The sequence below is a fragment of the Stenotrophomonas sp. STEN147 genome, assembly GCF_056757995.1.
Genome location: NZ_JBRRCG010000002.1, coordinates 252,026 through 265,632, shown reverse-complemented (window position 1 = coordinate 265,632; position 13,607 = coordinate 252,026). Strand labels below are relative to the sequence as shown.

General features: G+C 67.5%; 11 protein-coding genes. 4 read left to right on the top strand and 7 right to left on the bottom strand.

Annotated features, from left to right (window positions below; genetic code table 11):
* The first annotated feature begins 73 nt into the window (after window positions 1-73).
* Window positions 74-1,606 (top strand): MFS transporter, encoded by a 1,533-nt coding sequence (locus tag ACVOKU_RS04035; RefSeq protein WP_053516254.1) that lies wholly within the window; start codon window positions 74-76, stop codon window positions 1,604-1,606.
* Between the two features lie 4 nt (window positions 1,607-1,610).
* Window positions 1,611-2,156, top strand: a complete 546-nt coding sequence (locus ACVOKU_RS04030) for a TetR/AcrR family transcriptional regulator (RefSeq protein ID WP_065182328.1) — start codon at window positions 1,611-1,613, stop codon at window positions 2,154-2,156.
* A 44-nt stretch (window positions 2,157-2,200) separates the two neighbouring features.
* Here the strand turns inward: ACVOKU_RS04030 and fdhD are convergent, their stop codons facing one another.
* Complete coding sequence (gene fdhD, locus ACVOKU_RS04025; RefSeq protein ID WP_065182327.1) at window positions 2,201-3,055, bottom strand: formate dehydrogenase accessory sulfurtransferase FdhD; 855 nt, start codon at window positions 3,053-3,055, stop codon at window positions 2,201-2,203.
* A 212-nt stretch (window positions 3,056-3,267) separates the two neighbouring features.
* On the opposite strand from fdhD, the gene ACVOKU_RS04020 reads away from it, so the two are divergent.
* Both ACVOKU_RS04020 and ACVOKU_RS04015 read left to right on the top strand, forming a co-directional pair.
* Window positions 3,268-5,559, top strand: coding sequence for an FdhF/YdeP family oxidoreductase (locus tag ACVOKU_RS04020; RefSeq protein ID WP_481559170.1), 2,292 nt, complete (start codon window positions 3,268-3,270; stop codon window positions 5,557-5,559).
* A gap of 504 nt (window positions 5,560-6,063) precedes the next feature.
* Complete coding sequence (locus ACVOKU_RS04015; protein ID WP_193395837.1) at window positions 6,064-6,591, top strand: DUF411 domain-containing protein; 528 nt, start codon at window positions 6,064-6,066, stop codon at window positions 6,589-6,591.
* Between the two features lie 40 nt (window positions 6,592-6,631).
* Here ACVOKU_RS04015 and blaL1 read toward each other — a convergent pair whose 3' ends face one another.
* From blaL1 to ACVOKU_RS03985, 6 genes are all read right to left on the bottom strand, one after another.
* The gene (gene blaL1, locus ACVOKU_RS04010; RefSeq protein ID WP_065182325.1) at window positions 6,632-7,498 is read right to left on the bottom strand and encodes a L1 family subclass B3 metallo-beta-lactamase; all 867 of its coding nucleotides are present in this window, start codon (window positions 7,496-7,498) and stop codon (window positions 6,632-6,634) included.
* A gap of 85 nt (window positions 7,499-7,583) precedes the next feature.
* Window positions 7,584-8,225, bottom strand: coding sequence for a response regulator transcription factor (locus ACVOKU_RS04005; RefSeq protein WP_065182324.1), 642 nt, complete (start codon window positions 8,223-8,225; stop codon window positions 7,584-7,586).
* A complete protein-coding gene (locus tag ACVOKU_RS04000) occupies window positions 8,218-9,273 on the bottom strand; it encodes a sensor histidine kinase (protein ID WP_481559169.1) in 1,056 nt (351 codons plus the stop codon). Before ACVOKU_RS04000 ends, ACVOKU_RS04005 begins: the two co-directional genes overlap by 8 nt.
* Window positions 9,274-9,392: 119 nt before the next feature.
* Window positions 9,393-10,133 carry an MgtC/SapB family protein gene (locus ACVOKU_RS03995; RefSeq protein WP_065176105.1) on the bottom strand — a complete coding sequence of 247 codons (741 nt, stop codon included), beginning with the start codon at window positions 10,131-10,133 and terminating at the stop codon, window positions 9,393-9,395.
* Window positions 10,134-10,163: 30 nt separating this feature from the next.
* The gene (mgtA, locus tag ACVOKU_RS03990; RefSeq protein WP_481559168.1) at window positions 10,164-12,923 is read right to left on the bottom strand and encodes a magnesium-translocating P-type ATPase; all 2,760 of its coding nucleotides are present in this window, start codon (window positions 12,921-12,923) and stop codon (window positions 10,164-10,166) included.
* 63 nt (window positions 12,924-12,986) lie between these two features.
* Window positions 12,987-13,286, bottom strand: a complete 300-nt coding sequence (locus ACVOKU_RS03985; protein WP_065182320.1) for a hypothetical protein — start codon at window positions 13,284-13,286, stop codon at window positions 12,987-12,989.
* Window positions 13,287-13,607 lie beyond the last annotated feature (321 nt).

Genomic DNA, 13,607 nt, shown 5'->3' with positions numbered 1-13,607 from the left:
GTCGCTGTAGTGCTATAACTATACAGGATATCCGGTATAGTTAGTGGAACCTTCTTGCCCAGGTTTGTTCCCCATGGCCTTGTCCCAGTCCTTGGCCGATGCTCCGGCCCTGTCCCGTGCCCGGCGCTGGTCGCTGTTGTTCACGGTGGCCGCCGGCCTGCTGCTGGTGACGCTGGACAACTCGGTGCTGTACACGGCGCTGCCCACGCTGACGGCAGAACTTTCCGCCAGCGCGGGTCAGGCGCTGTGGATCATCAATGCCTATCCACTGGTGATGGCTGGCCTGCTGCTCGGTGCGGGCACGCTGGGCGACCGCATCGGTCACCGTCGCATGTTCCTGATCGGCCTGGTGGTCTTCGGCGTGGCTTCGCTGGCGGCAGCGTTCTCTGTCACCGCAGCGCAGTTGATCGCTGCCCGTGCGCTGCTCGCCATGGGCGCCGCGGCGATGATGCCGGCCACGCTCGCGCTGATCGGCCTCAGCTTCCATGAAGAGCGTGAGCGCAACATCGCCATCGCGATCTGGGGCTCGGTGGCGATCGTCGGCGCCGCACTCGGACCGATCATCGGTGGCTGGCTGCTGCAGCATTTCTGGTGGGGATCGGTGTTCCTGGTCAACGTGCCGGTGGTGATCGTGGCCTTCGTCGCGACGCTGCTGCTGGCGCCGGAGGGGCAGCGCGACACGTCCCGGCCGTGGGATCTGCTGTCCTCGCTGCTGGCGCTGGCGGCGCTGTCGGGGCTGGTGCTGGCGATCAAATCGCTGATCGCCACGCCGCCTTCCTATGGCCTCGGCGCGGCGGCATCGGTGCTGGCGCTGACGGCGGGCGCCGCGTTTGCCCGCCGCCAGCAGCGCCTGCCGCATCCACTGCTGGACTTCGCGATCTTCCGCAATCCGGCATTCCTGGCCGGTACGCTGTCTGCGGTGTTCACCCTGTTTGCGATGGCGGGCCTGCAACTGCTGACCACCCAGCGTTTCCAGCTGGTCGCCGGATTCACGCCATTGCAGGCGGGCCTGCTGGTATCGGTGGCGGCGCTGGGCAGCCTGCCCAGCGCGCTGCTCGGCGGCAGCATCCTGCACCGCGTCGGCCTGCGTCCGCTGATCTGCGGCGGACTGGCCGCGGGGGCACTGGGAGTGGGCGTGGTCGCGTTCGGTTTTCCGCACGGACTGGGCTGGGTCGTCGCCGGCATGGCGATCACCGGGTTCGGTATGGGCTCGGCAATCTCGGTCGCATCCACCGCCATCCTCAACAACGTGCCTGCGCACCGTGCGGGCATGGCGTCCTCCGTGGAGGAGGTCTCCTACGAATTCGGCGGCCTGCTGGCGGTGGCGATGCTGGGCAGCCTGGGCGCAGCGATGTACGGCGCCTTCCTGCCGGTATCGGCGGATGTTCCGGCACTGGCGCGGGAAGGATTTGCCCAGGCGCAGCAGGTCGCCCGCGAAGCCGGCCCGGGCGAGTGGTTCGCCGGCGCCACCGCCGCCTATGACCGCAGCTACCAGATCGTACTGCTGGTCATCACCGCGGTGCTGGCCGTGGGTGCAGCGCTGATCGCGCGCCTGCTGCGGGGGCGGGCGGGGAGCCGCGAGGGAGCGGCCGATCGCGTAAAGTAGTGGGATGAGAACCAGCAAGCGCCAGCGCATCCTCGATGCCGCCGTCAACGTGATCAATCGAGACGGCGTGCGCGCGGTGACCTTCGAGTCGGTGGCGGCAGAAGCCGGCCTCACGCGCGGCGGCCTGCTGTATCACTTCCCGTCGCGCGAGGCACTGCTGCGCGGCATCGACGAGCACCTGGTGCACAACTGGGAGGCATCGATGGAAGCGCTGCTCGGCAAGCGTGCCAGCGAGGCCACGGCGCTCGAGCGCTATCAGACCTTCGTCCGCGTGTCGGCGCAGAGCGCGACGCGCGCCGAGCTGATGTTCATGCTCGAATCGGTGGACCCGGAGGCCGGTGAGCGGCCGTGGAGCCCGGCCGTGCAGCGCTGGGCGCCATCGCCGCCGCCGGCCGGCGTGGTTGATCCTGCGGCGCTGGACAATTTCGTGGCACGGTTGGCGGCCGATGGGCTGTGGATCTACGAGGCCATGTACGAAGGACAGCTGGACGACGCGGTGCGCGCCCAGGTGGCCGAGCGCATCGCGGGCCTGTTGTCACCCGGCCGATGATGGGGGTTGCCCACTGACGATGGCGGGTCCCGCCATGGCCGCGTTCATGCCGTTGGCATGTCTTCCGGCCGCAACCGCTCTGGATGGGTGTACACATTGAATCCACTGCCGCGGGCGAAGCCGACCAGGCACAGCCCTGCGCTGCGCGCCAGATCGATCGCCAACGCCGTTGGCGCGGACACGGCGGCCAGTACGCTGGCACCGGCGCGCACTGCTTTGCTGACCATCTCGTAGCTGGCCCGGCTGGAAATCAGCAGCAGTCCACCGTCGATGGCGTGCTCGTTGTGATGCAGGGCGCCGATCAGCTTGTCCAGTGCATTGTGGCGGCCCACGTCCTCGCGCACCCAGCCGATGCGCCCGTTGGCGTCGGCCCAGGCGGCCGCGTGGGTGGAGCCGCTGGCCGCATTCATCGGCTGGTGCTGCGACAGCGTGGCCAGTGCCCGCTGCAGGGCCGCCGGCGCGTAGGTCCGTCGTTCGCGTACCGGGGGCAGGGGCCGCAGCACATCCTCGAGCTGCCGTGTTCCGCACAGGCCGCAGCCGCCACGGCCGGGCAGCAGGCGGCCATCGGCCGGATCCAGACCGGCGCCCGGTGCCTCGGCGGCAACCGTCATCCGCAGTTCGATGCCTTCCAGCTGCGGCGCCACATCGATCGAGAGCAGCTGCGTCGGCGTGGTGATCAAGCCCTCGCTGAGCGAGAAACCGAGCGCAAAGTCCTCCAGGTCACAGGGCGTGGCCATCATCACGGCGAACACGGTGCCGTTGTAGTGCAGCGCTACCGGCACCTCTTCGGCGACCACGTCGGCCTGCGCCTGCACCTGCAGCCCTCCCTCGCGCCAGCGCTGCAACGTGCGCTGCGCGGTGCCGGCAGGCGGAGAGGGCGGCGGGGGCGAGTCAGCCATGTAGAGTGTCCGGACAGAGTGAGCGTGTCATGGGCTGCTGGCCCACGCCCCGAGGATAGCGCAGTGCGTCCGTGGCAATGCAGCAGACTCCGTTGACCCGGAGGGGGCGCGCCGGAAGATTCGGGGCGGCTCTGGCGAAGCGGTCCCGGGCGTGCTTGACTCTGTCTGTCGTGCCCTTCGCAGTCTCGTCTCCTGGCGCCAGGTCTTCGAACATGTCCGAGCAGAAACCACCCCGTTACAAGCCCTACAACCAGCCCGCAGGCGGCTGGGGTGCGGCCGGCGCCACCGCCCGGGTTCTGCTGCAGCAGAGCGTGATCGGCAACGGCTCCAGGGCACTGCTGGCGATGAACCAGCCCGCTGGCTTCAAATGTCCCAGCTGCGCCTTCCCCGACGCCGACGAGCGCAGGAAACTGGAGTTCTGCGAGAACGGGGCCAAGGCACTGGCCTGGGAGGCGACCCGGTTCCGCGCGGATCGCGAGCTGTTCGCGCGTTATACCGTCAGCGAGCTGATGGAGCGGACCGACTACTGGCTGGAAATGCAGGGGCGGCTGACCGAGCCGATGCGTTACGACGCAGCCACCGACCACTATGTGCCATGCAGCTGGGACGAGGCGTTCGCACTCATCGGCCGTCACCTGCGGTCACTGGACAGCCCGCATCAGGCCGAGTTCTACACGTCGGGCCGCACGCCGAACGAGGCGGCGTTCCTGTATTCGATCTTCGTACGCGAGTTCGGCACCAACAACTTCCCCGATTGTTCGAACATGTGCCACGAGCCGACCAGCCGTGGCCTGCCACCTTCCATCGGTGTGGGCAAGGGCACCATCGTCCTGGAGGATTTCGAGCACGCCGAGGCGATCTTCGTGATCGGCCAGAACACCGGCACCAATTCGCCGCGGATGATGGGCAACCTGGTCAAGGCGCGCAGGCGCGGCGTGCCGATCGTGGCGGTCAACCCGATGCCCGAGCGCGCCCTGATCCGGTTTGCCGAGCCGCAGGATGTGGTGCAGATGGTGACCTTCGGCTCCACCGAGATCAGCAGCGAATTCGTGCATATCCGCATCGGCGGTGACCTGGCGCTGATCAAAGGCATGATGAAGGTGATGTTCGAGCGAGAGGCACAGGGCCAGCGCGTGCTCGACCATCGGTTCCTGGATGAACATACGGTCGGCCTGGAGGCCTTGCGCGCGGACGTGATGGCGCAGGACTGGGACGACATCGTCAGGGTCTCGGGCATCTCGGAGGCGCAGATCCGGCGCTGCGCCGAGATCTACATCCGCTCCAATGCCACGGTGATCTGCTATGGCATGGGCCTGACCCAGCACCAGTATGGTTCGCGGCTGCTGCAGCAGGTCGCCAATCTGCTGATGCTGCGCGGCAACTTCGGCAAGCCGGGGGCGGGGATCGGCCCGATCCGGGGTCATTCCAACGTGCAGGGCGATCGTACCGTCGGCATCGACGAGAAGCCGGCGGCAGCGTATCTGGATCGCCTGCAGGAGGTGTTCGGTTTCAATCCGCCGCGGGAGCACGGGCATCATGTGGTCGAGTCGATCGAGGCCATGCTCGATGGCAGCGCCAGGGTGTTCGTCGGGCTGGGCGGCAATTTCATCCATGCCGTGCCGGACACGCCCCGGGCCTACGAAGCCATGCGCAGCCTGCAGCTGACGGTGGGTATCGCCACCAAGCTCAACCGCGGGCACCTGGTGCATGGCCGCGATGCGCTGATCCTGCCGGTAGTGGCGCGCTCGGAACGTATCGTCACGCCCGCAGGCGAGCAGTTCGTGACGATCGAGGATGCGATGTCGAACGTGACCGCATCGCGCGGTGTTCTTGAGCCGGCCAGCGACCAGCTGCTGCCGGAGGTCGAGATCGTCTGTCGCATGGCGATGGCGACGCTGCCGGACAGCAGGGTCGACTGGGCAGGTTGCAGGCATGACTATGCGCGGATCCGTGACCTGATCGCTGCCGTGTACCCGCAGATCTATGCAGGCTTCAATGAGCGCATCCGGCAGCCGCACGGCTTCCATCTGGACATTGCACCGCGCCGCCGGGTGTGGCCCACCGCCAACGGCAAGGCCAACATCCTGGTGATGCCGGGCCTGGATGTGGATGATCCGGTGGATGATCCTGACATGCTGCGACTGGCCACGGTGCGTTCGCACGACCAGTTCAACACCACCATCTACAGCTACAACGATCGCTATCGCGGCGTGTACAACGATCGCAGGGTGGTGTTCATGAACATCGAAGACCGGCTGGCACGCGGTCTGGAGAAGGAGGCGCGGGTCAGCCTGGAGACGCTCAGCGCAGATGGCGTGCGGCGTCGCATCGACGGGCTGACCGTGCTCGACTACCCCATGCCACGGGGCGCGCTGGCGGGCTACTACCCTGAGTTGAATGCGCTGCTGCCGCTGGACTACTACGATCGCCTCAGCGGCACGCCTGCGGCGAAGTCGATTCCGGTACGCATGCGGGCAGACACAGGCAACGCGGACACCGCATAGGGTCGGGCGGCGGCCCAGCCTGCCACGCCCATCGGCTATGATGCCTGCGATGAATGCTGCTGCTCTCCTGCTGCGCTGGCTGTTGCTCGTTGCCCTGGTGCTGACCGCACCGGGGCTGGCGCGGGCTGCATCGGGCGACGGTGGACAGGGCGACACGGAGTACTGCGCCGCGTCGCATGAGACGGCCGTGGATCGGGCCGGATGCTGCGGCGATCGATCATCGGGCGACTGCGCAGCCAGTGAGTGTCCGTGCCCTCCCGCGTGTACCGGCGTGCCTGCGACCTCTTCCGCCGTGGCGATCACACCCTGGCGTGAGGCGCCACGCACTGCCCTTGCACGACGGCCTGTGCCGCCGCCCCTGACCGACGCGTTGCGACCTCCCATCGTGTGATGGCCTGCAGGCGCCAGCCGCCTGTTGTCCTGCCTGTCCCATTCCCGATTTTCCCGCGCCTTCGATGCGTGGGTCGCGGGCGTTCCGCCCGCATGCACAAAGGAACCAACACGATGAACCGTTCTCTCTCTCTCGGCCTGCTGCTGGCCAGCATTCTGTCCGGCGCCGGCTGCGCCCGTGCAGCCGAAGAGGTGGCCGCGGCGCCGGGCCATGCCCACGCAGCGGCCGATGCCGCCTCCGTCCCCGATGCGCAGCTGCCGACCGCCATCGTCCACAAGACCGCCAGCTGCGGTTGCTGTGGCGTCTGGGTCGAACACCTGCAGGCCGCGGGCTTCGCGGTGGACGTACGGGATACCGATGACATGAACCCGATCAAGCAGCGCCTGGGTGTGCCGGTCGGCAAGGGGTCCTGCCATACCGCCGAGATCGACGGCTATGTGGTGGAGGGGCATGTTCCGGCCGAGGACATCAAGCGGCTGCTGAAGGAGCGTCCTGCGGCGCGTGGACTGGTGCTGCCGGGCATGCCGGCCGGTTCGCCCGGCATGGAGATGCCCGACGGTTATGTGCAGCCGTACACGGTGGAACTGGTGCGCGGTGACGGCAGCACCGAGCCGTTCGCCCACCACGGCCAGGGCGGCTGAGGGTCGCTGCTGCTGTGGCGGCTCACAGGCCGCCACGGCTTCAGTGCGCGTTGTCGCGTTCCCTGGCCAGCTGTGCCTCGAAACTGCGCTCGGCTGAATCCGCGTAGGCGCTGCAGCGCATCGCTGCAGCACTGGCCTTGGCGCCTGCGGCATAGTCCCAGCCGCTGGCGCCAGGATGCGGGGTCAACAGCACGTCGCAGGGCAGGCGGCGCACGGTCGCGAAGCTGCGGCGATAGTCCTCGATCAGGTGCGGATAGCGGGGATTGCCCTGCAACCGGTAGCCCGGCGCACTGAGGCTGTCCGCATAGGCGATGCGTACCGGCCTGCCATCGCGGGTGTCGTTCCAGGTCCAGGCGGTGCTGCCCGGTGTGTGACCCGGCATGAAATGCGCGGTGAAGTGCATTCCGCCCAGCGACACGACCTCGCCGTCCATCAGGATGCGGTCGGCATTGGCCGGAGGGAAGGTGATGTCATCGCCGAAGTGCAGATCGTTGCTGCCCCCGCGCGCCAGCAGGACGGCCGTTTCGGCGTTGCTGGCGATCTGCGCGCCGGTGCGGCGCTTGAGTTCGGCCACCGCACCGGCGTGGTCGGCATGGGCATGGCTGAGCAGGATCCAGCGCAGCTGCTGCGGTGCGACGCCGCGCTGCTGCAGGTTGGCCAGCAGGTGATCGGCCATCTGCGGCATGCCGCCATCGATCAGCACCGCGCCGTCGTCGGTCTGTACCAGCAGTGCGGTCAGGTTTTCGGTGCCGATCTGCCAGGTATGGTCGGCGATCTGCAGCGGCCTCATCGGCTGCAGCCATGAAGCATCCACCGTGTAGGCCCGCAGCTGGGGCAGGGGCGGCTCTGCTGCATGTAGCGGCGGGACCGCCACGGCAAGGACGAGGGCAGGCAGGAAAGAGCGCATCGTGAAGGTTCGCTGGGAGGAGGCGCAGAAACTAGCATGGGCCTCGTCGGCCGCGTTCCGCATAGATTTCATGGCTCCCATAAGGCTAGTCCAGCCCGGCCCGCAGCCGGTCGTACAGGCGGACCAGGTCGACCAGCGTGCGCGCGCCCATCTTGCGCATCACCTGGGCGCGGCGCACCTTCACCGTGATCTCGCTGACGCCCAGGTCCGCAGCGATCTGCTTGTTGAGCCGGCCCCGGACCACGCCATCCACCACGTCGCGCTCGCCGGCCGACAGCGACTCCCAGCGCTGCTGGAGGGCGCCCAGTTCGTCGCCTTCGCGGCGGCGCTGGCGATCGATGCCGATGCCCTTGTGGATCGCATCCAACAGTTCCTGGTCGCGGAAGGGCTTGGTCAGGAACTCGATCGCACCGTCCTTGATCGCGTTGACACCCATCGCGATGTCACCGTGGCCGGTGATGAACACCACCGGCAGGTGCAGGCCACGCTGGCGCATGCCGCGGTGGAATTCCAGGCCGCTCTGGCCCGGCATGCGCACATCCAGCACCAGGCAAGCGGGCGCATCCAGCAGCGGTTGTTCGAGGAACGCCTGGGTGGACGCGAAGCCCCGTACCTGCAGGCCCATCGAGGCCAGCAGATCCTCCAGCGCCGCGCGCACCGAGGGATCATCGTCGATCACGTACACGATGGGCGCCGGCTCGACGGCCGGTGCAGCGGGTCTACGCATGGCGGTCCCCGATGGCAACAGGCAGGTCGAACACGAAGCAGGCGCCACCGCCGGCAACGCGTTCCGCGCGGATGTGGCCGTCATTGGCCTCGATCATGGAGCGGCTCAAGCTCAGGCCCAGGCCGAGTCCGCTCGACTTCGTGGTCCAGAACGCCTCGAACACGCGCTCCGGCTGTTCCGCCGGCAGGCCGATGCCACGGTCGCGCACGCTCAGGGTGATCCGTTGCCCGTCGCGCCGGCTCAGCAGTGACAGCCGGCGTTCGGCCACCGCTACGCCTTCCATCGCATCGACGGCATTGAGAATCAGGTTGCCGATCACCTGCTGCACCTGCACGCGGTCGGCCTGCACCGGCGGCAGGTCCGGCTCCAGCAGCAGGGCCACGGTCACCCCATGCTGGTCGAGTTCGCTGCGCGACAGCGCAAGCATTTCCTCCACGGCCTGATTCAGGTCGAAGGTGTCGCGCTGGGGTGCCGCACCCCGGGTCAGTCCGCGGATGCGGGCGATCACATCGCCGGCACGATGCGCGTCGGCGAGGATGCGTGACAGCGCCTGCCGTGCCTTGTCAACATTCGGCGGTTCCTGCGCCAGCCAGCGCTGGCAGGCGTCGGCGCTGCTGGCAATGGCCGCCAGCGGCTGGTTCACCTCGTGCGCGATGGACGTGGTCAGCTCACCAACGGTGGACGCGCGGGCGACCCGCAGCAGGCGTGCCTGCGCCTCCTGCACGGCGGCCTTGGCGGCTTCCATTTTCAGCGCCAGCCAGGTGGTGATGGCGATCACCAGCATGCCGATCACCGAATTGACCAGACCGATGTGGTAGGTGCCGAAACGCGTCAGTACGAAGCTCAGGCCGGTCAGGGCGACACAGGCCACGGCCAGGGGCAGCAATCCGCGCGGCGAAAGCACCCGCGAGGCTGCCAGGATCACCGCCGCATAGAAGCAGGCGGCTGCCACCGCGTAGTCGGTCAACGTGTCGAGCAGGAAGATCGCCACTACGGAGGCGATCAGGGCCAGCAGCACCAGTGGACGGCGGGACGACAGCGAAGGCATCGGGACAGCTCCCTGGCGGGATGGAAAGGATAGCAAAGCTGGCTCTGCCTCCTGTGGCTGGGCGTGTGCGCCTGGACGGCAGCGGCTGCCGCGCTGCACGTGCGCGCGATGATCTCGCGTCACTCCTCCAGGCTGGCATTCCAGAACCCCTGCAGGACGCCGGGCGTGGTGGATAACGCCGCCAGAACCGCATCCAGCTCGTCGCCATCGGCGGTGGTGGCATACAGCACCGCTTCGATCTCCACATCGCGCTCGCCGAAGGGATGGTGGTCCACCGCGCGCACGGGGTACTGGGCCTGTTCCAGCAACAGCAGCAGGCGATCCAGTACCTCTGCCTGCTGTTCGCGCTGGCAGACGACATTGATGGCATAGACGGCTTCGCTGAACGTCTCCGGCAAGGGCTGCCGCTGGATGCGGTTGACCACCGGCCGCAGCAGCGTGTTGGCGGCGAGCACGAACAGCGTGGCCATCACCGCCTCCGGCAACAGCTTGATGCCGGCACAGGCTCCCACTGCCGCCGAGCCCCACAGGGTGGCGGCGGTGTTCAGGCCCGAGACCTGTGCGCCCTCCTTCATGATCGCGCCCGCGCCCAGGAAGCCGACACCGGAGATCACGTAGGCGACCACGTGCAGCGGCGACGGCGGCCCGCCGTACAGGTCGTGGAAACGGACAGCCAGGTCGACGAACACCGCCGCGCCGACGGCTACCAGCGTGTTGGTGCGCAGCCCTGCGGTACGTTGGCGCAGCTGGCGCTCCAGGCCGATGGCGGCACCGAGGACGAAGGCGGTGGACAGGCTCAGCAGCGAGCCGAGCGTGGCGCCGGCGTTGAACGCGGGCAGGTTCAGGTTGATGGCGGACATCAGGATCTCCCCAGGCACGGCCGGCAACGCCTACTGCCAGCCGTAGCGACGGATGTAGAGCTTCTTCAGTGCAGTGGTCAGTGCGGCATAGCCGAACAGGATCGCCACCAGGAACGGCCAGTACCCTGCCGGCAGTGCCTGCAGCCTGAAGTAGGCGGCCAGCGGGCTCATCGGCAGGATCACGCCCAGAGCCATGATCAGTCCCGTCATCAGCAGCAGCGGTGGCGCGGCGATGCTCTGCAGGAACGGCAGCTTCGGCGTGCGGATCATGTGCACGATCAGGGTCTGGGTCAGCAGGCCGACGACGAACCAGCCTGACTGGAACAGGCCCTGGTCGGCGGGTGTGCGAGCGTCGAACACATACCACATCAGGGCGAAGCAGCTGAGGTCGAAGACCGAGCTGATCGGTCCGAAGAACACCATGAAGCGGCCGATGTCCGTCGGGTTCCATTTCAGCGGCTGCCGCACCAGGTCCCCGTCCACGTTGTCGAACGGAATGGCGATCTGCGAAACGTCGTACAGCAGGTTCTGCACCAGCAGCTGCAGCGGCAGCATCGGCAGGAACGGCAGGAAGGCGGACGCCACCAGCACCGAGAACACGTTGCCGAAGTTGGAGCTGGCGGTCATGCGGATGTACTTGAGCATGTTGCAGAAGGTGCGCCGGCCCTGGATCACGCCTTCCTCCAGCACCATCAGGTTCTTTTCCAGCAGGATGATGTCGGCCGCTTCCTTGGCGATGTCCACGGCGCTGTCGACGCTGATGCCGATGTCGGCGGCGCGCAGCGCGGGCGCATCATTGATGCCGTCGCCGAGAAAGCCGACCACCTTGCCCTGCGCGCGCAGCTGGCGTACCAGTCGCTCCTTGTGCAGCGGCGTCAGGCGGGCAAACACGCGGTGGTGCTGCAGGGCGTGTGCCAGCGCTTCATCGCCCATGCGTTCGATCTGCGGGCCGGTCAGGATCGTGTCCGCGTCGAGTCCGACCTGGGCACAGACACGGGCGGTGACCAGTTCGTTGTCGCCGGTGAACACCTTGACCTCGACGCCATGCATCGCCAGTGCCTGCAGTGCCTGTGCAGCCGATTCCTTGGGCGGATCAAGAAAGGCCACGTAGCCGATCAGGGTCAGTCCACATTCGTCGGACTGGGTGTAGGTCGCCTGCTGCACGCTGGTTTCCTTCATCGCCACCGCCACAACCCGCAGGCCCTGTTCGTTCAGTTCCTCGGTGGTCTGCCGGACCCGCGCCAGCCGCCGTTCGTCCAGTGGCATGTCGTGGCCGTTCTCGCGCACGGTGGAGCACACCGCGAGCATCTCCTCGACCGCGCCCTTGCAGATCAGCTCATGGTGATTCCCGCATTCGGATACCACGACCGACATGCGGCGGCGCTCGAAGTCGAACGGTATCTCGTCCACCTTCCGGTAGTCCTGGCTCAGGCGCAGCGAGCTCTGCAGTTCCACGTGCTCCAGCACGGCGCGGTCCAGCAGATTGATCAGGCCGGTCTGGAAGTGGCTGTTGAGATAGGCGAACTTCAGCACGTCTTCCGAGTCACGGCCGAACACGTCGGTATGCCGTTCCAGGGCGATCCGGTCCTGGGTAAGCGTGCCGGTCTTGTCGGTGCACAGCACGTCCATGGCACCGAAGTTCTGGATGGCGTCCAGGCGCTTGACGATCACCTTGCGGTGCGACAGCAGCACCGCCCCCTTGGCCAGGGTGGAGGTGACGATCATCGGCAGCATTTCCGGGGTCAGGCCGACCGCCACCGACAGGGCAAACAGGAAGGCTTCGGTCCAGTCACCCTTGGTCCAGCCATTGACCAGCAGCACGAACGGCACCATCACCAGGGCGAAGCGGATCAGCAGCCAGCTGACACTGTTGACCCCGGCCTGGAAGGCCGTGGGCGCACGGTCGCTGGCGATGCTGCGCTCGGCCAGAGTGCCGAAATAGGTGCGGTTGCCGGTCGCCAGTACCACCGCGGTGGCCGTGCCGGAGACCACGTTGGTACCCATGAACAGCAGGTTGTGCTGATCGAGCAGGCCGGCCTGCGCATCGCCCGGATGGGCGAACTTCTCCACCGGCAGTGATTCCCCGGTCATGGCCGCCTGGGCCACGAACAGATCCTTGGCCGACAGCACCCGGCAGTCGGCCGGAATCATGTCGCCGGCCGAGAGTACGATGTGATCGCCGGGTACCAGCTCGCGGATCGGCAGGTCCAGCAGCCGTGAGGGACGCCGGCTGTGCAGGTGCGCACCGAAGTACTGATCGGCCAGGTCTGCCGCTTCCGTTCCAGGGGTGCGCCGCAGTACACGTGCCGTATTCCCCACCAGTGCCTTCAGCCGTTCAGCGGCGCGGTTGGAACGCCCTTCCTGGACGAAGCGGATCAGGGTGGACAACAGCACCATCGCGCCGATCACCACCGTGGCCTTCGCATCCTCCGTCAGCCACGAGACCGCTGCCAGCACGGTCAACAGCAGGTTGAACGGATTGCGGTAGCACTGCCACAGGTGGCGCCACCACGGCAGCGGCTTTTCGTGATCGACTTCGTTCGGGCCGAGGGCAGCCAGCCGTTCGTCCGCCTCGTGCTGGCCCAGGCCATCGGCGTGCGAGTTCAGCCTGCTCAGCAGGTGCGCTTCATCGAGCTGCGCCAGGGTGACCAGTCCGGCGGTGAGGTTGAACGGTACGCTCCCGCTGTTGCCGGGACCGAAGCCGGCTTCGGGCATCGCCCGGCGCCGGAACAGGTTGCCGGCGCGCCGGCTGCGCAGGAAAGCGTTGAACCAGGCATTGAGCAGGCTCATGGGGAACTCCTTGATGGGGCCGGCGCAGGACCGGCACGCAGGGGCAGGGCGTCGCGTCGCCGTTCAGGCGGAGCGCAGGGCCAGTACGTCAGGCGACCAGGGCTGCATGCGAAGGCGCTGGCTGCCGCCGATGCACAGCGGCTTCATCGCGTCGCGGAGGGGGTAGGGCAGATGGCGCAGGACGCTGATGCGCTCGCTGATCGGCAGCAACGAAAGGACGTCGGCCACCACGCGTGGCGAGCCCAGCGCCAGCGAACGGGCAAACAGCACTGGGCCATGCACCCACAGCTGGCTGCGCAGGGCGGTGACATCGCGCGTACCCATCAGGCGGCGCAGGGTGATGTAGAGGGTCTTGCAGGACATGGGGGCACTCTCCAGGCTGGTGCGCGTGGCGGCCCCCCGCACTCACGCAGGCAGGGACCGGCCGCCAGGTGCCCGGTACGGGCGGAAACAGGCAGGCAGGGGCGCGTTGCGCCCGGCAGGGTCGGGATCCATCGGCGTCTCCGTGCAGGTGGGAAGGGGCTGCCGGGCACGTTTCCCGGCGGTGGTGCCATTGTCGGCCGCTGGCCGGGCACGGCCTAGAGGCCCGTGGGTTAGCGTCGCTATACCTTGGTATAGCGGCCTCAGTCGAAGCTGACGGAATTGTCAGGCAGGTGACAGCATGGTGCCGGAGGTTGCCGCCCA

What these genes read in the sequence shown, in the direction of transcription:
- ACVOKU_RS04035 (WP_053516254.1), top strand. Translation starts at nt 74, where the DNA reads ATGGCCTTGTCCCAGTCCTTGGCCGATGCTCCGGCCCTGTCCCGTGCC.
- ACVOKU_RS04030 (WP_065182328.1), top strand. Translation starts at nt 1,611, where the DNA reads ATGAGAACCAGCAAGCGCCAGCGCATCCTCGATGCCGCCGTCAACGTG.
- fdhD (WP_065182327.1), bottom strand. Translation starts at nt 3,055, where the DNA reads ATGGCTGACTCGCCCCCGCCGCCCTCTCCGCCTGCCGGCACCGCGCAG.
- ACVOKU_RS04020 (WP_481559170.1), top strand. Translation starts at nt 3,268, where the DNA reads ATGTCCGAGCAGAAACCACCCCGTTACAAGCCCTACAACCAGCCCGCA.
- ACVOKU_RS04015 (WP_193395837.1), top strand. Translation starts at nt 6,064, where the DNA reads ATGAACCGTTCTCTCTCTCTCGGCCTGCTGCTGGCCAGCATTCTGTCC.
- blaL1 (WP_065182325.1), bottom strand. Translation starts at nt 7,498, where the DNA reads ATGCGCTCTTTCCTGCCTGCCCTCGTCCTTGCCGTGGCGGTCCCGCCG.
- ACVOKU_RS04005 (WP_065182324.1), bottom strand. Translation starts at nt 8,225, where the DNA reads ATGCGTAGACCCGCTGCACCGGCCGTCGAGCCGGCGCCCATCGTGTAC.
- ACVOKU_RS04000 (WP_481559169.1), bottom strand. Translation starts at nt 9,273, where the DNA reads ATGCCTTCGCTGTCGTCCCGCCGTCCACTGGTGCTGCTGGCCCTGATC.
- ACVOKU_RS03995 (WP_065176105.1), bottom strand. Translation starts at nt 10,133, where the DNA reads ATGTCCGCCATCAACCTGAACCTGCCCGCGTTCAACGCCGGCGCCACG.
- mgtA (WP_481559168.1), bottom strand. Translation starts at nt 12,923, where the DNA reads ATGAGCCTGCTCAATGCCTGGTTCAACGCTTTCCTGCGCAGCCGGCGC.
- ACVOKU_RS03985 (WP_065182320.1), bottom strand. Translation starts at nt 13,286, where the DNA reads ATGTCCTGCAAGACCCTCTACATCACCCTGCGCCGCCTGATGGGTACG.